Below are 18,729 nucleotides of genomic sequence, written 5' to 3' on the forward strand. Positions count from 1 at the left end.
GCGTTCGGGACTGCATGATTTACGGCGCGGTCTGGTCCCAGCAGTGCTGAGGGGCCCTCTTTCCGCGCCACAAATCACGCGTCACGTCCCGAACGCGGCCACCTCCACGGCCCCCGCTCCCGCCGTGGATCTCTGCGGGCAGGCCGATGCCCGGGCTCCGGTGGGGGCCGGGCATCGTGTTCTGGCGCCGGCCGCTCTAGGCCACCGCGTCGAAGCCCGTGTCGCGGGCCAGCTTCTTGAGTTCGAGCAGCGCGTGCTTCTCGATCTGGCGGATGCGCTCGCGGGTCAGGCCGTGTTCCTTGCCGACCTCCGTGAGGGTGCGCTCGCGGCCGTCCTCGATGCCGTAGCGCATGCGGATGATCGAGGCCGTCCGGTTGTCGAGCTTGTCGATCAGGTCGTCCAGCTCCTCGCTGCGGAGCAGGGTCAGGACGGACTGCTCCGGCGAGATCGCCGAGGTGTCCTCCAGCAGGTCGCCGAACTGCGTCTCGCCCTCGTCGTCCACCGACATGTTGAGCGAGACCGGGTCGCGGGCCCAGTCGAGGACGTCCGTGACCCGCTCGGGCGTCGTGCCCAGCTCGACGGCGACCTCCGCGGGCTCCGGCTCGCGGCCGTGCTCGCGGTTGAACTCGCGCTGCACCCGGCGGATGCGGCCCAGCTCCTCCACCAGGTGGACGGGGAGGCGGATGGTGCGGGACTGGTCGGCTATGGAGCGGGTGATGGCCTGGCGGATCCACCACGTCGCGTACGTGGAGAACTTGAAGCCCTTCGCGTAGTCGAACTTCTCGACCGCGCGCACCAGGCCCGCGTTCCCCTCCTGGATGAGGTCCAGCAGCGGGAGCCCGCTGCGCGGGTAGCGCCGGGCCACGGCGACGACGAGCCTCAGGTTGGACTTGATGAACAGGTCCTTGGCACGCTCGCCCTCCGCGACCAGCGCTTCGAGCTCCTCGCGGGTCGCCTCGGTCGGGCTTTCCAGCTCGCCGTCGAGGATCTGCTGGGCGTACACCCCGGCCTCGATCGTCTGGGAGAGCTCGACCTCCTTGGCGGCGTCGAGCAGCGGCGTGCGGGCGATCTCGTCGAGGTACATGCCGACCAGGTCGCGGTCGGCGATCTCCCCGCCCACGGCGCGAACGCTGCTTGCCCGGCTGTCTCCGCTCGCGGCGGAGGACTGACGACGGGCGACGGCACGGGTTGCCATGCGTGCTCCCTTGCTGAGTAGGTCGCGACACCCTTGCGGGTGCCCTGCATCCGACGGAAACAACGACTGGAATCAGGACAGAATTCCCACCCGGCACATGGATTTTCGCGATCATGCAGTATCCTGCGCCGCCGTCGCGGGAGGCGTACGCCGACAGGACCTGCGGACGCGCAGGTCAGGGCGGGCACGGAGGGTGACAGGGGCGTGCTCACCGGGCCGCGGGGGCGGTTGTGTGTGAGACCGCGATCACACTCGGAGCAGCGGCTTCCTCGGCTCCGCTCCCATCCTGAAGACGGCGTGCGCCGCCTTGTGGTTGCTCAGCGGTCAGCCGAACTGGACCGAGCGCTTCGCCAGGCCCATCCAGAAGCCGTCGATCACGCTGCGTTCCCGGTCCAGGTCGCCGGCCGCGTCCGCCGCGCCCATGGTGACGAAGAGCGGCGCGAAGTGCTCGGTGCGCGGGTGGGCGAGCCGGCCGGCGGGTGACCGGTGCTCGAAGTCGAGCAGCGCGTCGACGTCGTGCGCGGCGAGCGCCTCGTGGCCCCACGCGTCGAACTCGGCCGACCAGCCGGGCACGCCGCCACCGGTGTGCCGGAGGGCCGCCAGGTTGTGGGTGAAGAAGCCGCTGCCGACGATGAGGACGCCCTCGTCCCGGAGCGGTGCCAGCTTGCGGCCGATATCCATCAGGCGGCGCGGGTCGAGGGTGGGCATGGAGATCTGGAGGACCGGGATGTCGGCCTCGGGGAACATCTCCACCAGCGGCACGTACGCGCCGTGGTCCAGGCCGCGGTCGGGGATGTCCTGCACCGGCGTGCCGGGCGCGCGCAGCAGCTTGCGGACGGACGCGGCGAGCTCGGGCGCGCCGGGTGCTCCGTACCGGACGCGGTAGTAGTGCTCGGGGAAGCCCCAGAAGTCGTAGACGAGGGGGACGGTCTCGGTGGCGCCGAGGGCGAGCGGGGCCTCTTCCCAGTGGGCGGAGACCATGAGGATCGCCTTGGGGCGGGGCAGGCCCGCGGACCAGGCGGCGAGCTCGCCGGGCCAGACCGGGTCGTCGGCGAGCGGCGGGGCGCCGTGGGAGAGGTAGAGGGCCGGCATCCGCGTGGGGGCGGGGTTCCGTTCGAGCGTGGCGTCCATGGCGTCCGCCTCCCGTTCCAAAGTTCCTTGAAGTTTCAAGCTTGCTGCTCGCGGACAGCTTAGACCCGATCTAGTTCAACTTTCAAGAACTGGTCGTACCATGGATCCATGACCGAACCCCGCTGGCTCAGCGACGAGGAGCAGCGCACCTGGCGCTCCTACCTCCATGCCACCACCCTCCTGGAGGACCATCTCGACCGCCAGCTGCAGCGCGACGCCGGCATGCCGCACGTCTACTACGGGCTGCTCGTCCAGCTCTCCCAGGCACCGCGGCGCCGGATGCGCATGACCGAGCTGGCCAAGGACGTGAAGATCACCCGTTCCCGGCTGTCGCACGCCGTCGCGCGGCTCGAGAAGAACGGGTGGGTGGCCCGCGAGGAATGCCCCTCCGACAAGCGTGGCCAGTTCGCCACCCTGACGGACGAGGGGTACGAGGTGCTGCGCCGCACCGCGCCCGGCCATGTCGAGGCCGTACGGCAGGCGCTCTTCGACCGGCTCACCCCGGAGCAGGTCGACCAGCTCGGCGCGATCATGCGGACGGTCGCCGAGGGCCTCCAGCCCACGGACCCGAACGCGGACCTGCCCTGGCTCCGCTGACGGTCAGCGGGACCAGGGCAGGGTGCGCCAGGTGGTGTGCGGGGCTCAGTGGGCGACGACCGGGATCCTCACCTCGTCCTCAACACCCGCGCCGGAGCCCGATCCGGCCACCGGACCGGCTCCCGGCTTCCCGGTGTTGATGAGGGTGAAGGCGATCGTGGCCGAGACGACCAGGATGCCGACCGCCCACCAGATCGCGGACGAGTAACCCTCGACCATGCCCTGCAGCTGGAGCAGCTTCTGCGCCGCCGGGGTTGTCGCGGCCGCCGCGTGATCCGTGAGGTACGCGGTGGTCGCCGAGGCGGCGATGGTGTTGAGCAGGGCCGTACCGATGGCGCCGCCGACCTGCTGCGAGGTGTTGACCATCGCGGAGGCCACACCGGCGTCACGCGGGTCCACGCCGTGCGTGGCCAGCGACATGGCCGGCATGAAGGCCGTGCCCATGCCGAGGCCGAGCAGCAGCTGCGCGGGCAGGATCAGGCCCGCGTACGAGGAGCCGATCTCCAGCTGCGTCAGCAGCAGCATGCCGACGCCGGCGGTCAGGAAGCCCGGGCCCATCAGGAGGCGCGGCGCGACCCGGGTCATCAGCCGGGTGCCGATCTGGGTGGAGCCGACGATCATGCCCGCGATCATGGGCAGGAAGGCGAAGCCCGTCTTGACCGGCGAGTAGCCCTTCACGACCTGGAGGTAGTAGGTCAGGAAGAGGAACAGGCCGAACATCGCGATGACGGCGAGGCCGAGGGAGAGGTAGACACCGCCGCGGTTGCGGTCGGTCAGCACCCGCAGCGGCAGCAGCGGGGACTTCACCAGGGCCTCGGTGAGCACGAACGCGCCGAGCAGCAGGACCGAGCCGACGAACATGCCGATCGTCACCGGGTCGCTCCAGCCTTCGGACTCGGCGCGGGTGAAGCCGTAGACGAGCGCGACCAGGCCCAGGGTGGACAGGACGACGCCGGGAATGTCGAGCGGCGAGCGGTTGCGGCCGCCGGCGGGCTCGCGGATCACGAAGTAGGCACCGGCCGCGGCGACGACCGCGAACGGGATGTTGACGAAGAAGGTCCAGCGCCAGTTCAGGTACTCGGTGAGGAAGCCGCCGAGGATCAGACCCACGGCGCCGCCGCCACCGGCGATCGCACCGTAGATGCCGAAGGCCTTGGCGCGCTCCTTGGCGTCGGTGAACATCACCGCGAGCAGCGACAGGGCGGCGGGCGCGAGCAGCGCGCCGAACGCGCCCTGGAGGGCACGGGCGCCGAGCATCATCGCCTCGCCGGTGGCCGCGCCGCCGAGCGCGGAGGCCGCGGCGAAACCGACCAGACCGACGACGAAGGCACGCTTGCGGCCCCACAGGTCGGCGATCCGGCCGCCGAAGAGCAGCAGGCCGCCGAAGGCGAGCGCGTAGGCGGTGATGACCCACTGCCGGTTGCCGTCCGATATCCCCAGGTCCTGCTGGGCGGTGGGCAGGGCGATGTTCACGATGGTCGCGTCGAGCACGACCATCAGCTGGGCGAGGGCGATGAAGCCCAGGGCTTTCCAGCGGCTGGGGTCGGCCGTGGCCGGCGGGGAGGACGCGGTGATTTTTGACATGGGGGTAGCCACCTTTTGGCGCGAAAGGGTGAAAAAGGGATGTAAGCGAGGCGGGCGGGCGTAGGCGGGTGGGAGTGTGCGGGCGGGCGGGTGAGTGACGGAGGGAAACGGGGCCCTGGTCTGGGTCCTGGGTTACGAGGCGGGCTCGGCCTCGGTCCTCAGGTCCTCCAGGGTCGCGGCGCAGCCGGGCAGTTCGGAGCGCGCCGGCGCTTCGAGGCCGTCCAGGAACACCTGCAGATGACGGTGGACGAACCGGTCCATGTTCAGACAGGCCGTGCCGGGCAGTGGCCGGGTCAGCTGGGAGACCGCGACCATCAGGTCACCGACGCCGACGTCGGCCCGCATCCGGCCGGCGCCCTGCGCGCGGTCGACGAGCTCCTGGACGGCCTCCTCCAGGCGCGAACGCCCGGCCAGCAGATCCGGGTGGTTCTTGTCGAAGTCGCCGTCGAGCATCGGGCACAGGGCACCGACCCGCTCGTCGGCGGCGGCGTGGACGAAGCGGCGTACGGCGGCGAAGGGGTCGCTCTCCCGCTCGGCGGCCTCGGCGGCCTGCTCGGTGATGCGGGCCGTGAGGGAGAGGATGACCTCGCGGACCAGGTCGGCCCGCTCGGGGAAGTTGCGGTAGAGCGTGGCGTTGCCCACGCCGGCGCGGCGCGCTATCTCGTCGAGCGGCACCTGGGCGCCGGACTCCACGAACATCTCACGGGCGGCGGTGACGATCCGCTCGCGGTTGCGCACCGCGTCCGCCCGCGGGCGGGGCACGCGGCGCACGGCCGCGGCGTCGGCGGTGCTGCTGCTCACGGCCGTACCTCCCAGGGTCATCCGGGGACCGAGTCCCCACTTCGTCGAACACAGGCATAAACGGGGAACGGATCCCCGGTTATTTCCCCCTTCAACTGTGACCTGGGTCACACCCTCGGTTCCGCCCTTCGCATACCCCGGTCGGGCCACCCGACGCGCGCACCTCCATCCGCCGCCCGAGGCTGATCGCACGGCGCCGGTCACTCGCGGCGCGGACAGAGAGGCGACCGCATGCAGGACACCCGCCGACACATACGCAGGCCCATCGCCCTGGCCTCGGCGGCCGCTCTCGCGATCGCCGCCCTGGCAACGGCCAGCACGACCCTGCCCGGCCCGGCCCCCGCCTCGGCGGGACCGGTGGCCGCCGGCCCCGGGGAAGCGCCGCTGGCACCGTGCCGGATCGCCACGACGATGGGTGTGCAGATGTCGGAGGGCCTGCCCACCGCCCCCGGATACGTCCGCTCCACCGGCCGCCTCAGGGCCCTCAACCTGATGATCGACTTCCCGGACGCACCCGGACAGGGCACGGCCATGTCCCGCTTCCGCGAGTTCTTCCCCCAGACCTCCGAATGGTTCCGCGTCAGCTCGTACGGCCGCCTCCACTACCACCCGGAGACCCCGATACCCGACTGGCTGCGGATGCCCCGCCCCTTCTCCTCGTACGGCGTCGAGCGCGGCTCGCCGTACGAGCCGGGCTACCGGGGGCTCGTCGAGGACATCGTGAAGGCCGCCGACGCGCGGGTGGACTTCAGCTCGTACGACCTGCTCAACGTCCTGGTCACACCGAACGCCGGGCCCTCGGCCCTCGACACCGTGCTGTCCGTGACCTTCTCCGGCAACGAGGACGCCCCGTACGCGGACGGCGTCCCGCTCGCCAACACGTCCTTCGTCTACAGCCGTCAGGACGACGGCTCGGGGACGTACGCCGAGACCGGCTACCGGGTCCTGCCGCACGAGAACGGCCATGTCTTCGGACTGCCCGACCTCTACACCGCCGACGGCGGCGGCACCGTCGGGCACTGGGACATCATGTCCGAGGACTGGGGGGCCAACAACGACCTGCTCGGCTGGCACAAGTGGAAGCTCGGCTGGCTCGACGACGAGCAGGTCGGCTGCGTCTCCCGGGCCGGCGACTTCGACTACACGCTCACCCCGCTCGCCACCGCCGGCGGCCGCAAGCTCGCCTTCGTCCCGCTCTCCACCACCTCCGGCTACGCGATCGAGGTGCGCACCCGCGACGGCAACGACGAGGCGGTCTGCAAGACGGGCGTCCTCGTCTACAAGGTCGAGACGGACGTGGACACCGGACACGGGCCGGTCACCGTCACCGACAGCGACCACGACAGCGGCGGCTGCACCCGTCGCCCCAACGTCCACTCCGAGCTGTCCGACGCCCCGTTCGGGCCGGGCGAGAGCTTCACCGACCGGACCAACGGCATCCGCGTCACCGTCCTCGGCGACGACCCGGCGACGGGCGGCTACCGGATCCGCGTCTCGCGCTCCTGAGCCGCCGTGGCCTGGGCGGCGTACGTGGCGTGTGTGGCCTGTGTGGCCTCCGCGGCCCGGGTGGCCTGTGCGGCCTCCGGCGCCTGTCCCGCCCGTGCGGCCTCCGCTGCCTGCGCGCGCAGGTCCCGCTTGAGGACCTTCCCGGCCGCGTTGCGCGGCAGCTCCGCCTCCCGTACGAGGACGTGCGCGGGCACCTTGAAGGCGGCGAGCCGCGCGCCGACGTGCGCGCGCAGTTCCGCCGGGCCGGCCGTCGCGCCCGGCCGGAGCCGCACCACGGCGGCGACCTCCTCGCCGAGGACGGGGTGCGGTACGCCGACGACGGCGGCCTCGACGACGTCCGGGTGGTCGTGGAGCACGCCCTCCACCTCGACGCAGTACACGTTCTCGCCGCCTCTGAGGACCATGTCCTTGATCCGGTCGACGACGGTGACCCGGCCGTCCCGGATCCGCGCGAGGTCGCCGGTGCGGAACCAGCCGTCCTCCGTGAACGCGGCGCGGGTGGCCTCCTCGTCGCCCCAGTAGCCGCGCACCAGGGACTGGCCGCGCAGCCACAGCTCGCCGACGCCCTCGGCGTCCGGCGCGTCGATCCGCACCTCGGTGGCCGGGGTGGGCCGGCCGATGCTGGTGGGGTGGGCGCGGTACTCGGCGCCGAAGTTGGCGAGCACGCCGCCGCAGGTCTCGGTGAGGCCGTAGCCGTTGCGCGGCTCGATCCGCTCGCCGTAGGCGGCGGCGATCCGCGCCGTGATCTCGGGCGGCGCGGCCGCTCCCCCGGTGTTGAGCTGGACGAGCGAGGCCAGCGGGTCGCCGGTGCGCTCGGCGAGGTCGAGCAGCTGGAGCGCGGTGGTGGGGACGCCCGCGTAGTGGGTGACGCCGTGGACGCGGATCAGCTCCAGGGCCTTGGCCGCGTCCCACTTGCGCATGAGGACGAGCGTGCCGCCGGCCGCCATGACCGAGAAGAAGGAGGTGAAGGCGGCCACGTGGAAGAAGGGGAAGGTGGTGAGCGAGACCGGCGCGGGCCCGGCGCCCGGCCGTTCGCCGCGGCGCAGCGCGGAGGCGGCGGCGAAGTAGCGCGGGTTCATGGCCGCGCCCGCCTGCGCGAGATGGGTGGCGACGGCGCCCTTGGGGCGGCCGGTGGTGCCGGAGGTGTAGATGATCGTGGCGTCGTGCTCGGGCAGCACCTCGACGGCGGGCGGCCCGAGGTGCGGGTCGGTGTCGGGGACGTACGCCTCGAAGCCCTCGGGCAGCGCCCGGTCCGGCTCCCCGTGGAACACGATCCCGGGCACGGCGTGGGCGCGGGCCCAGGCGGCGACCCGCGGGACCCGCTCGCCGTCCACGAGCAGCACGCGCGGTGTGCAGTCGTCGAGGGCGTACGCGAACTCGCCCTCGGTCCACCAGGCGTTGAGCGGTACGGCGACGAGCCCGGCGAGCTGGGTGGCCCAGAAGGCGACGTGCCACTTGGGGTGGTTGCGCATCGCGACGACCGCCCGGTCGCCGGGGCGCAGTCCGTGCACGTCGAGGAGACGGCGGGCGAGGCCGCAGGCGGCGTCGAAGAAGGCGCGGTAGCCGGTCACGCCGTCCTCGGAGACGAGGAAGGGCAGGTCGCCGAAGCCCCAGGTGGCCTCGACGAACTCACGCAGGGTCCGGGGCCCGCCCACGTACACACCGTCCTCGACGGCGAAGGGCGCACCGGGAGCGGTCAGGGCGCGGGTGAGGGCGGGGTCGGCGGGCGCCTGAGCGGCGGGCGGGTCGGCGAGCGGGTCGGCGGCCCCCTGGGCGCCTTGCGGGCCGGTGGCCGCCTGGGCGGCGAGCGGATCGGCGGGCGCCTGGGCCGCGTGCGGGCCGGTGGCCGCCTGGGCGGCGGGCGGGTCGCCGTGCGGGCGGGTGGGTGCCTTCGCGCCGTACGGCCCGGTGGGCTCCGCGTCGGCGGCCGGGGCGCCGTACGGCCCGGTAGGTGTCGGGTTGTCGGGCCGGGCGGTGGGCGTCGGGACGGTGTGCGGCTTCGTGTGGTGCTCGGCCACCTGTACGACCTCTTTTCCCATGCCCTGAGCGCTTGCTCAGCCGCCCGGGTTCCGACGCTATGCCCGCCCGCCGGGGCGGTCAAGGTCGCGCGGGTCTCACCCGACGGTCTCGCGCCCGGCCGTCTCGCCCGGCGGCGGGCCGGGCGGCTCCGCCTCCGGGTCGCCCGAGGCGACGAAGAGGCCCACTCGGGCGGCGCCGACCACGCGGGGCAGCAGGAAGGCCCAGAACCGGGTGAGCGGGGCCCGCTCCAGCCAGCGGGGGTCCTGATGGCCCAGGGCCTCGTGGCCCGCGGCCACCGCCACGACCGCCGCCGCCACGTCCGGGGCCGTCACGTCGGGGGCGAGCAGCCCGGCGCGCTCGGCCCGCACTACGACGCTCTCGACCCACTCGCGCCACATGCGTCGCAGGTCCCGTGCCGTCCTCGTCCGCTCCGGGCAGGCGCTCAGGGCGAAGCCCGCGCGCAGCACCGGGTCGGACCGCAGCCCCTGGACGAGCTCGTGGCTGGCGTCGATCAGGGACTGCAGCGGCAGCGCCTCGCGCTCCCGGGTTATCCGGACGAGCCGGTCGCCGGCCGCCGCGACGACCGCGTCGGCCAGTGCCGCCTTGCTGGGGAAGTGGAAGTGCAGGGCTCCGCTGCTGACTCCGGCGCGGGCGCTGATGGTCGCGAGTGACGCGACCTCGAAGCCGTCCCGGTCGAAGAGCGCCGCCGCGGACTCCACTAGGGCGTTGCGGGTCCGAATCGCCCGCTCCTGCTTGGCCAAGGGGCCTCCGTCACTGACCGTGGGGTGACAACGCGCACCGCTCACTCTCTCCCGCACTGTAACAAACCGGATGAGCGGTTTTTCAGTGAACGGGAGGGACGGAGGCCCCGGGAAGCGGACGGCTCCCCTCAGTCGCGCGCGGCCAGCCGCACCGGCAGCGCCCCGTACCCGTTCAGGAGGAAGGTCGGAAGCGGCGCCAACTCCTCCGGTGCGCAGGCGAGTTCGAGGTCGGGGAAGCGCTCGAAGAGGGCGGCGAGAGCGACGGTCGCCTCCAGCGTCGCGAGCGGGGCGCCCAGGCAGCGGTGCACGCCGTGCCCGAAGCCGAGGTTGTCGCGGTCGCCGCGCAGCACGTCGAAGCGGGCGGCGTCCGGGCCGTACCGCCGCGGATCGAGGCCGCCCGCCGCGAAGTTGACCAGGATCGGGTCGCCCTGGGCGATCTTCACGCCGTCGAGTTCGATGTCCTCGACGGCGAAGCGCAGCGGCGAGTAGGCGGCCGGGCCGTGGATGCGCAGGGTCTCGGCGACCACGTCGTCCCAGGAGGCGCGGCCGGCCCGGACGTGTGCGAGCTGTTCGGGGTGGCCGAGCAGGGCGGCGACGGCGTTGACCACGAGCGCGGCGGTGGTGTCCTGGCCGGCGGCGATCAACAGGAAGAGGGAGCCGAGGAGTTCGTTCTCGGTGAGGGCGTCGTCGCCGTCGCCGTCGCGGGCCGCGATGAGCGAGGAGGTCAGGTCGTCGCCGGGCACCTGGCGGCGGGCGGCGACGAGTTCGCCGAGCAGCCGGAAGGCGCTGCCGCGCGCGGCTTCCATGGTCTCGGCGGTGACGCTGGAGCTGAACACGGTGCGCAGGGCGGCGGTGAGTTCGTCACGGGCGGCGCCTTCGGCGACGCCGAAGAGCTCGCAGATGACCTGGAGGGGCAGGGGTTCGGCGTATCCGGTGCGCAGTTCGACCGGTTCGCCGGCGGTCAGCCGCTCGGCGAGACCGTCGAGGAGCGCGGCGGTGATCTCCTCGATCCGGGGGCGCAGGGCCGCGGTGCGGCGGGCGGTGAACGCCGCGGCGACCAGCCGGCGCAGTCGGGCGTGCTCGGCACCGTACGAGAAGAGCATGTTCTCGTTGGCGACCCAGGGGTAGAGGGGCCACTCGGGCGTGATCCGGCCTTCGACGAAGGCCGGCCAGTGGCGGCGGGCGTCCTTGGAGACGCGCGGGTCGACCAGGAGCCGCTCGACGTGCTCCTGGCGGACGACGGCCCACGCCCGCACACCGCCGGGGAGTTCGACCTGGACGGCCGGGCCCTGCTCCCGGAGCGCGGCGGCCTCGCCGGCGAGGTCGCGTCCGGTCACGTCGAGGGCGTACGGGCAGGACGCCCTGTCTCCGGAGCCTTCTCTGTCGGCGAGGTCCGTGCGGTCCATGAGCGTGTTCTCCGTTTCGGTTCGGACGGCGTCTTGTCGTTCCGCGCGTGCCCCCGCACACGCAACCGAGGAGAGCGTGGTCTCCCCTCCCTCGGACGAGAGGTCGTCAGCCGGACGTCGACGCGACGGCGGCGCCTTCGGTACGCGCGCGCAGCGCCTCCTCGTAGGCCCGCTCCGCGCGGGGCGGTTCGAAGTCCAGGCGGACGAGCACACCGGGTACGGCGATGGCGCTCAGGAGGGTCCGCATGAGGTCGGCGACGCGGTCCACCATGTCCGCGTGCCCGGTCATGATCTTGGACAGCATCTGAACCCCGGTGAAACTGCCGGTGAACAGGGCGGCCGCGGAGGCGATGTCCACGTGCGGCAGCAGCTCGCCGGCCTCCTTGGCGCTGCTGAGGACGCCGACGTTGTGGTCGATCCAGCCGCGCATCGGCACCTGGCGGTCGAGTCCGTCGTGCAGCGAGCCCTGCTCCACGGTGAGGCGGATGCTGCCGCGCACCATCGGGTCGCCGACCCGCAGCAGGTGGGCCAGGACGAGCGCCTCGTCGGTCAGCTGCTGGAGGTAGAGCTCGCGCTGCGGCACCGGCGGGAGTGCGGCGACCTGTCCGGCGAGCACTTCCTGGGCGAGCTCCTCCTTGGAGGCGAAATGGAAGTACAGGGCGCCCTTGGTCACTCCGCACTTCTTCAGGACCTCGGAGATCGTCGCCGCCTCGTAGCCGACCTCGTCGAAGAGTTCGGCGGCCGCGAGCACGATCTTCTGACGTGTGCGAATGGCCCGCTCTTGTTGCGCCACTACATCCTCCGTACCTCACGGACGGAAAAAACCGCGAGGCTGGTATTCCAACGGCTCACATGGAGTGACGGTCGGCGGCCGGTCCGGACGAACACCCACCGGCAGTAGGGTTGCCCCGTCGAAGACCGTTTTCTTTACACATCCACATTTCGAGAATAAAACCACCCAACCGGTTTGACAAGGCATTGAAACAAAACCGGATGGTCCGTATCTTACCCTTGGGCAGGTCAGACCATCCCTAACGGTCAACTCACTTCGGGGGACGAGCCGATGCTCCAGCACGCGGAGGCACCACTCAGACACGACGCCGCCGACGACAGCGCCGTGGCCGAACTCACCCGCCTCCTCTTCGACGGCGACGACCGCGAGCGTGTCCACGGCGAATGGCGCCGGCTGATCTCCGGCGAGGCCTTCGCCCACCGTCCCGGCCTGACCCCCGCCGAGCGCACGGAACTGTCCTACGAGCGGCTGCGACTGGTCAACGACACCGTCGCCGGCACCGCCGCCGAGGCCCTGACCTACGACGCCCGCAGGCTCGCCGCCCTGCACGAGTGGACCGGATTCGTCGACGGCGGGCTGTGCACGCTCGCCAGCATCCACTACAACCTCTTCCTCGGCAGCCTGCTCGACCACGACGGCTACCGCCGCGACCTCACCGCGTACACCACGATGGAGCGCACCGGCACCTTCCTGTGCACTGAACTCGCCCACGGCAACGACGTCGCCGCGCTCGAGACCGTCGCCGTCCTCGACCGCGAGACCGGCGGATTCGTACTGCACACCCCGACCCCCGGGGCCCGGAAGTTCATGCCCAACACCAGCCTCGCCGGCGGGCCGAAGACCGCCGTCGTCGCGGCGCGCCTCCTCGTCGACGGCGAGGACCAGGGCGTCTACCTCTTCCTCACCCCGCTCAGCGACGCCGAAGGACATCTGCCCGGCATACGGGTGCAGCGGCTCCCCGACCGCACCGGCACCCCGGTCGACCACTGCCTCACCTCCTTCGAGCACGTCCGGCTGCCCCGCGAGGCCATGCTGGAGGCCGCCCACGGCCGGCTCGGCAAGGACGGCAGGCTCACCAGCAACCTCGGCAACCGGCGCAAGCGGTTCCTGCGCTCGGTCGGCCGGGTCACCATGGGCAAGCTCTGCATGAGCGGCGGCACCCTCGGCATGGCCCGCGCCGCCCTCGCGATCGCCGTCCGCTACGCCCACCACCGCCAGGTGGCCGCCCCCAAGGCCGGCGAGCGGATACCCCTCACCGCGCACCGCAGCCACCATGGCCGGCTGCTGCGCTCCCTGGCCACCGCCTACGCCATGACCTTCCTGCACCGCTCCGTGCTCGACCGGTGGGCCGGCCACGACCCGACCGACGCGCGGCAGCGCGAGGAGACCGAACGGCTGATCGCCGTCGCCAAGGGCTGGATCACCTGGCGGGCCCGCGACATCACCGTCGAGGCCCGCGAACGCTGCGGCGCCCAGGGCCTCTTCCCCGCGAACGGCATCGCCGACCTGCCGCTCAACGTGGAGGGCGGCATCACCGCCGAGGGCGACAACCTGGTGATCTGGACCAAGGCCGCCTCCGAGCTGGTCTTCGCCCACGAGGCGGGCCCCGCCCGCGCCCCCCGCGGCGAGCTCACCGACCTCGCCTTCCTGCGCGACCTGCACGCCGCCGTCGAGCGCGTCTGGCAGACCCGCGCCCGCGCCGCCCTGCGCGGCGGGCCCTCCGGCGACCCCGTCGGCCGCTGGAACGAGACCTCGGGCGCCGCCCTGGAGATGGTCGCCGCGCACGCCCGCACGGCCGCCGCCGACGCCTTCCTCGCCGCGGCCGCCCGCGCCGCCACCCCGCGCGCCCGCTTCCTCCTGGAGCACCTCGCCCGCCTCTTCCTCCTGGACGAACTACGCCCCCACACCGGCGACCTCCTGGCCGCCGGCCACCTCACCGCCGCTCACGTCGAGGCCCTGCACACCACGACGGAACACACGGTCGCCACCCTGGCGCCCCACCTGATGCCGCTGGCCGACGCCTTCGACCTCCCGCCCGAGTACCTCGCGGCGACACCGATCGCGAACGCGGACTACCTGGACCGCTTCGAGACGCCGCGGACCTGACCACCCGGAACAACCCGACACCTGCCCGCCCCCACCCGCTACACTGGCCCCGCGCCTTCGTAGCTCAGGGGATAGAGCACCGCTCTCCTAAAGCGGGTGTCGCAGGTTCGAATCCTGCCGGGGGCACCGGGGAACACAGATCAGGGGCTCTTCCGTCCAGCGGACGGAAGAGCCCCTGATTGCGTCAGTGCTCCCTTTTTCCCTGTGCGACCGACTGCCGACGGGTATATTCGTCGGTCGAGTCACAGGGGAGGCATTTCATGTCCAAAGCTGCGCAGCCCGTTTCCAACGAGGTGATGCTCCTGACGGAGCGGCTGAAGCAGAGCAAGGCCGAAACGTATCCGGACATCTCCGACCAGGATTACTTCCTGATCAGTTCCACGGACACCGTTCTCCGGCACAAAGGCCTCTCCTCGCGGCAGATCGAGGACGGAATCACCGACGGCACCAACGACGGGGGGATCGACGCCGTCTACCTGTTCGTCGACGGGCAGATCGTCGAGGACGCGTCCGAGGCCACCCACGGCACCAACACGCCGCAGCTCGAGCTCGAGATCATCCAGACGAAGGACGAGAGCGGATTCAAGGAGATTCCGCTCCAGCTCTTAATCGACCATCTTCCGGTACTGCTCCGGCTCGATAGGCCGGACGGTCTGGAGGAGGAATTCAATCCCCGGCTCCTGGAGCGGTTCGATTCGTTCCGGGACATCTATCTGGCCGCCTCCAGCCGTTTTCCGGCGCTGTCCATCAGCATTCGGTACGTGACGCGGTCCTCGGAGATTCCGCACACGAAGGTGAAACGCAAGGCCGCCCGTCTCGAGAAGAGCATCGCGGAGCTCTTTCCGGACGCCAAGGTCGCCGTGGACCTCATCGGGGCCGGTGACCTGAACACCCTGGCGCGGCAGCGGAAGTCGAACACGCTGACGCTCCGGCTGTCGGAGAGCCCCATGTCGCCCGAGAAGGGCGGGTTCGTCTCCCTGGTGCGTCTCGAGGACTACAACAGCTTCATCACCGACGAGAACGGCCGCCTGCGCGACGAGATCTTCGAGGAGAACGTCCGCGGCTACGAGGGCGCCACGGTGATCAACCGCGGCATCGCGGAGTCCCTGCGGCAGGGGGACGACGCCGACGCCGACTTCTGGTGGCTCAACAACGGGGTCACCGTGATCGGCAAGCGGGTGCAGCCCTCGGGGAAGATGCTGCACATCGAGGATCCGCAGATCGTCAACGGCCTCCAGACGTCCCGGAACGTCCACGAGTACTTCCGCCCGCACCGGCCGTCGCCGGACAGCGTGGGCACGCGTCCCGAGGGCCGGATGCGGCAGATCCTCGTGCGCGTCGTCGAGACCAGGGACGAGGCCATCACCGCGCAGGTCATCAAGGCCACGAACAGCCAGAACCGGGTCTCGGCGGCCTCCCTCCGGTCCGGGGACCCCTTCCAGCGCAGCATCGAGGAGTACTTCCAGCGCCAGGGCTTCTACTACGAGCGGAAGCGGAACCACTACAAGAACCTCGGAAAGCCGCGCACCCAGATCGTCGAGGTCCTCGAACTCGCCCAGGCGGTAGGGGCGATCCTGCTCCAGCAGCCCCACATCGCCCGGGGCGCGCCGTCGTCCCTGGTCCGCGGGAAGTACGAGCGGGTCTTCAAGAACACGACGCCCCTGGAGGCGTACCTCCGCAGCGTCCTCGTGATGCGCTCGATCGACGACTTCCTCCCCTCGGTGGCCGGCCTGAGCGGTGCGTACGACCGGTCGAACGTCCGCTTCCACCTGGCGAGGGCGGCCACCGCGTTCGCGCTCAGGTCGTCCCGCCCCCAGGGCAAGGCCGTGGCCGGCCTCGACATCTCCCTCCTCGACGCCGCGTTCCTGGAGCGCGTGTACGAGTGGGTGATCGAGCGCAGGGACGCCGCCGCCAAGGCCACCGACGTGCACGACCTGGGCGTTCTCGCCAAGGGCGGCGAGTGGGCGACCGAGATCGACAAGCGGCTGAGCAAGTACACGGACAAGACGCGCTGGCCGGTGACGCTGACGCCTCCGCGCTCCGCCTGAGGCGTCGTCAGCGGGCGGCGCCGAGGCCCGGCTGTTCGAAGGTCTCCGGGACCGGGAGGGTGGACCAGTGGGGCACCGGCCAGGCGACGACCACCGCGCGGCCCACCACGTCCGCCTCGGGGACCATGCCGCCGTGCGGGTCGTCGCGGTGGTAGCGGGAGTCGAGGGAGGCCTGGCGGTGGTCGCCCATCACCCACAGGTGGCCGGCCGGGACGGTGACCTTGAACTGGCCGCCCTGGTCGGGGCTGCAGGCCGTGTTGCCGGGGTAGACGTACGGCTCGGTGAGCGGCTTGCCGTTCACCTTCAGGGGGCCGTCGCCCTTGCACTCGACGGTGTCGCCCGCGACGCCGATGACCCGCTTGATCAGGTGCTTCTCCCCGACGGCCGGCATCAGACCGATGAAGCCCATGAACCGCTGCGCCGCGTTGGGCTCCTCCGTCGGAAGGTTCGACAGCCAGTCGGCGGGGTCGCGGAAGACGACGACCTCGCCCCGGGCGGGCTCCGAGCCGAACCACGGGGTGAGCTTGTCGACCAGGACCCGGTCGTCCTCCTGCAGGGTGTTCTGCATGGAGCCGGAGGGGATCAGGAAGGCCTGGAGCAGGAAGGTCTTGATCAGGAAGGCGAGCACCAGCGCGATGACGACGAGGAACGGGAGCTCCACCCAGAACGGGCGGCGCCGCTTCGGGGCCGCCGTGCCCGGGTTTTCCCGGTTGCCGGGGTTCTCCCGGTTGCCGGCGTTCTCCTTGTCCTCCTTGTCGTCCGCACCCGATCGTGCGTCCACCACCATGTCGCCCACTGCCACCGCCGACCTCGTCACGTACGTGCTGTCCGCACGGAGCCTATGCCCGTCGGGGCGCCGCCCGGCCGTCACCGGCCGCCCCGCACCCCGTACGGGTGACCCCGCCGGGGCTCGCGGGGGAGGTCAGCGGAGTTCCTCCGGGCAGGTCGTGCCGCGCGGGAAGAGCTTGTAGGGCGCGGCGAGACGGTAGGTGCCGGCCTTCGGGGCGAGGAGTTCGGTCCACTCGTCGCCCTCCGCGTCCGGCTCCGCCTTCAGGAGGCAGCCCTCCTCGTTGGCGAACACCTTCGGGATCTCGGTCTCGGAGGCCTCGCGGGCCGCCTTCGACGCCTCCGTCTCCTGCGGCGGCTCGATCTTGCCGCCGTTCTCGTCGACGAGCGCGAGCCACGGCGAGTAGGGCACCCGGATCCTGACGCGCGCGGGCCGGTCGAGCTGCAGCACGACCTCGTTGGCCTCGGCGCGCTGCACCCGCGCCGGCGGGTCGGCGAGCGGCGTGGGGTCGGTGACCTCGTACAGCCGCCAGTTGGCGTCCGACCACACCTGCTTCAGGTACGGCAGCCCGCCGTCGACCAGCTCGGCCTCGGCCTCGGCGCCCGAGTCGGGCGCGCCGGTCGGCAGGACCACGTAGCGCACGGCCCAGCGGCCTAGCCAGTCGTGGTAGTTCGCCGCGTTGAGGGTGTCGTCGTAGAAGAGCGGGTTGCGCTCGATGTCGGCCTGGCGGTTCCAGCCGCGCGCCAGGTTGATGTACGGGGCGAGCGCGGAGGACTCGCGGTGGCTGGAGGCCGGCACGACCTCCACCCGGGCCTGCTCGGCGCCCCGCTCCTGGAGCTGGTTGATCAGCGGCGCCACCTCGCGGGCCCAGGACGCGTCCGGGGCGGTGCGGATGACGTCGTCGACGCCCTTGAAGCCGATCCACGCGTTCAGCCCGGCGAAGGCCAGCAGGACGGCGTACCAGCGGCGCGAGCGCGGCCGCGCGTACGGCAGGGCCGCGAGCAGCACCACACCGGCGAAGAGCATCGCCAGGCGGGAGACGTTCGAGCCGATCTGGGAGTCGACGAGCCAGGTGAGCAGCGTGCCCGCCGCGTACACGGCCGCCGCCGTCCGCACCGTCCGCCAGTCCTTCGGGACGAGGACGAGGACGAGGACGCCGAACAGGAAGGGCAGGCTCGTCGAGGCCAGCGACATCGGCTGCGTACCGGAGAACGGGAACAGCCAGGCCGAGAGCGCCACGACCGCGACCGGCGCGAGCCCGACGGCGTACGCGCCGGGGCGCCGCTTGTTGAGGAAGAGCGCCGCCGCGACCACGCCCAGGAACAGTCCGGCGACCGGGCTGCACGCGGTCGCCAGCGCGGCGAGCGGCGCGGCCACGGCCGCCTTCGCCCAGCGGTGGTAGCGCCAGCGGTGCGGCCAGCAGAAGACCGCCGCGACCGAGCCGAGCGCGAACATCATGCCGAGGCCGAAGGTGACGCGCCCCGACAGGGCGTTGCACAGGAAGGCGAAGACACCGGCGAGCGCGCACGCCATCGGATTGCGCACGGCCCGCACCCGCACCAGGATCAGCGCGGTCAGGGCGGCCGAGAGCGTGCCGGCGATCATCATCGTCGTACGGACGCCGAGCACGGACATGACGTACGGGGACACGACGCTGTACGAGACCGGGTGCATCCCGCCGTACCAGGCGAGGTTGTACGCCGAGTCCGGGTGCCGGCCGACGAACTCGGCCCACGCGTCCTGCGCCGCCAGGTCCCCGCCGCTGTTGGCGAAGAAGAAGAACCACAGGACGTGGGTGAGGGCGGCCACCGCGGTGGCGACCAGGACGGGATAGCGCCGCTTGCGGCGGCGCGGGGCGTCGCCCGCGCCGTCGGCGCCGTCGGCGCCCCGGGAGGCGCCGTCGGTGGCGGCGGTGGGCTGGTCGGATGACGGCCGCTGCCCCGGGAGTTCTATTCGCGAAGGTGAAGACACGTCGTGTTGGCCTCCGGCCTCACG

14 protein-coding genes and 1 tRNA gene are annotated in these 18,729 nt (G+C 71.9%); 5 read left to right on the forward strand and 10 right to left on the reverse strand.

Features of this window, described 5'->3' with window-relative positions; translation table 11 throughout:
* Positions 1–196 precede the first annotated feature (196 nt).
* Together ACFWJO_RS31020 and ACFWJO_RS31025 are read right to left on the reverse strand one after the other, a co-directional pair.
* A complete protein-coding gene (locus ACFWJO_RS31020) occupies positions 197–1,195 on the reverse strand; it encodes an RNA polymerase sigma factor RpoD/SigA (protein ID WP_386870491.1) in 999 nt (332 codons plus the stop codon).
* Between the two features lie 324 nt (positions 1,196–1,519).
* Positions 1,520–2,326: a dioxygenase gene (locus ACFWJO_RS31025; RefSeq protein ID WP_386870493.1), complete on the reverse strand. Its 807-nt coding sequence runs from the start codon at positions 2,324–2,326 to the stop codon at positions 1,520–1,522.
* 108 nt (positions 2,327–2,434) lie between these two features.
* Here ACFWJO_RS31025 and ACFWJO_RS31030 point away from each other — a divergent pair, with 108 nt between their 5' ends.
* The gene (locus ACFWJO_RS31030; RefSeq protein WP_386870495.1) at positions 2,435–2,923 is read left to right on the forward strand and encodes a MarR family winged helix-turn-helix transcriptional regulator; all 489 of its coding nucleotides are present in this window, start codon (positions 2,435–2,437) and stop codon (positions 2,921–2,923) included.
* A gap of 45 nt (positions 2,924–2,968) precedes the next feature.
* Here ACFWJO_RS31030 and ACFWJO_RS31035 read toward each other — a convergent pair whose 3' ends face one another.
* The gene (locus ACFWJO_RS31035; RefSeq protein WP_386870497.1) at positions 2,969–4,507 is read right to left on the reverse strand and encodes an MFS transporter; all 1,539 of its coding nucleotides are present in this window, start codon (positions 4,505–4,507) and stop codon (positions 2,969–2,971) included.
* A gap of 132 nt (positions 4,508–4,639) precedes the next feature.
* Positions 4,640–5,308 (reverse strand): TetR/AcrR family transcriptional regulator, encoded by a 669-nt coding sequence (locus ACFWJO_RS31040; RefSeq protein ID WP_386870499.1) that lies wholly within the window; start codon positions 5,306–5,308, stop codon positions 4,640–4,642.
* Between the two features lie 231 nt (positions 5,309–5,539).
* Here ACFWJO_RS31040 and ACFWJO_RS31045 point away from each other — a divergent pair, with 231 nt between their 5' ends.
* Positions 5,540–6,814 (forward strand): M6 family metalloprotease domain-containing protein, encoded by a 1,275-nt coding sequence (locus tag ACFWJO_RS31045; RefSeq protein ID WP_386870501.1) that lies wholly within the window; start codon positions 5,540–5,542, stop codon positions 6,812–6,814.
* Here the strand turns inward: ACFWJO_RS31045 and ACFWJO_RS31050 are convergent.
* The 4 genes from ACFWJO_RS31050 to ACFWJO_RS31065 all read right to left on the reverse strand — a co-directional run bounded on the left by ACFWJO_RS31050 (position 6,787) and on the right by ACFWJO_RS31065 (position 11,793).
* Positions 6,787–8,514: a class I adenylate-forming enzyme family protein gene (locus ACFWJO_RS31050; RefSeq protein ID WP_386870532.1), complete on the reverse strand. Its 1,728-nt coding sequence runs from the start codon at positions 8,512–8,514 to the stop codon at positions 6,787–6,789. The genes ACFWJO_RS31045 and ACFWJO_RS31050 overlap by 28 nt on opposite strands.
* A 414-nt stretch (positions 8,515–8,928) precedes the next feature.
* Positions 8,929–9,594, reverse strand: coding sequence for a ScbR family autoregulator-binding transcription factor (locus tag ACFWJO_RS31055; RefSeq protein WP_386870503.1), 666 nt, complete (start codon positions 9,592–9,594; stop codon positions 8,929–8,931).
* 128 nt (positions 9,595–9,722) lie between these two features.
* Positions 9,723–11,000 carry a cytochrome P450 gene (locus ACFWJO_RS31060; RefSeq protein WP_386870505.1) on the reverse strand — a complete coding sequence of 426 codons (1,278 nt, stop codon included), beginning with the start codon at positions 10,998–11,000 and terminating at the stop codon, positions 9,723–9,725.
* 106 nt (positions 11,001–11,106) lie between these two features.
* Positions 11,107–11,793: a ScbR family autoregulator-binding transcription factor gene (locus ACFWJO_RS31065; protein ID WP_386870507.1), complete on the reverse strand. Its 687-nt coding sequence runs from the start codon at positions 11,791–11,793 to the stop codon at positions 11,107–11,109.
* A gap of 270 nt (positions 11,794–12,063) precedes the next feature.
* On the opposite strand from ACFWJO_RS31065, the gene ACFWJO_RS31070 reads away from it, so the two are divergent.
* The 3 genes from ACFWJO_RS31070 (at position 12,064) to ACFWJO_RS31080 (ending at position 15,947) form a co-directional block, all read left to right on the forward strand.
* Complete coding sequence (locus ACFWJO_RS31070) at positions 12,064–13,899, forward strand: acyl-CoA dehydrogenase (protein WP_386870509.1); 1,836 nt, start codon at positions 12,064–12,066, stop codon at positions 13,897–13,899.
* A gap of 53 nt (positions 13,900–13,952) precedes the next feature.
* A tRNA-Arg gene (locus ACFWJO_RS31075) sits at positions 13,953–14,025 on the forward strand.
* 134 nt (positions 14,026–14,159) lie between these two features.
* Positions 14,160–15,947 (forward strand): AIPR family protein, encoded by a 1,788-nt coding sequence (locus ACFWJO_RS31080; RefSeq protein ID WP_386870511.1) that lies wholly within the window; start codon positions 14,160–14,162, stop codon positions 15,945–15,947.
* 7 nt (positions 15,948–15,954) lie between these two features.
* On the opposite strand, the gene lepB is transcribed toward ACFWJO_RS31080, so the two are convergent.
* Positions 15,955–16,743 (reverse strand): signal peptidase I, encoded by a 789-nt coding sequence (gene lepB / locus ACFWJO_RS31085; protein WP_386870534.1) that lies wholly within the window; start codon positions 16,741–16,743, stop codon positions 15,955–15,957.
* 126 nt (positions 16,744–16,869) lie between these two features.
* On the reverse strand, positions 16,870–18,558 hold the full coding sequence (locus tag ACFWJO_RS31090; protein WP_386870536.1) for an MFS transporter: 1,689 nt from the start codon (positions 18,556–18,558) through the stop codon (positions 16,870–16,872).
* Positions 18,559–18,729 lie beyond the last annotated feature (171 nt).

Origin of the sequence: Streptomyces sp. NPDC127092, assembly GCF_042722475.1 — a bacterium.
Classification (GTDB): Bacteria; Actinomycetota; Actinomycetes; order Streptomycetales; family Streptomycetaceae; genus Streptomyces.

What these genes read in the sequence shown, in the direction of transcription:
- ACFWJO_RS31020 (WP_386870491.1), bottom strand. Translation starts at nt 1,195, where the DNA reads ATGGCAACCCGTGCCGTCGCCCGTCGTCAGTCCTCCGCCGCGAGCGGA.
- ACFWJO_RS31080 (WP_386870511.1), top strand. Translation starts at nt 14,160, where the DNA reads ATGTCCAAAGCTGCGCAGCCCGTTTCCAACGAGGTGATGCTCCTGACG.
- ACFWJO_RS31070 (WP_386870509.1), top strand. Translation starts at nt 12,064, where the DNA reads ATGCTCCAGCACGCGGAGGCACCACTCAGACACGACGCCGCCGACGAC.
- ACFWJO_RS31025 (WP_386870493.1), bottom strand. Translation starts at nt 2,326, where the DNA reads ATGGACGCCACGCTCGAACGGAACCCCGCCCCCACGCGGATGCCGGCC.
- ACFWJO_RS31030 (WP_386870495.1), top strand. Translation starts at nt 2,435, where the DNA reads ATGACCGAACCCCGCTGGCTCAGCGACGAGGAGCAGCGCACCTGGCGC.
- ACFWJO_RS31060 (WP_386870505.1), bottom strand. Translation starts at nt 11,000, where the DNA reads ATGGACCGCACGGACCTCGCCGACAGAGAAGGCTCCGGAGACAGGGCG.
- ACFWJO_RS31045 (WP_386870501.1), top strand. Translation starts at nt 5,540, where the DNA reads ATGCAGGACACCCGCCGACACATACGCAGGCCCATCGCCCTGGCCTCG.
- ACFWJO_RS31035 (WP_386870497.1), bottom strand. Translation starts at nt 4,507, where the DNA reads ATGTCAAAAATCACCGCGTCCTCCCCGCCGGCCACGGCCGACCCCAGC.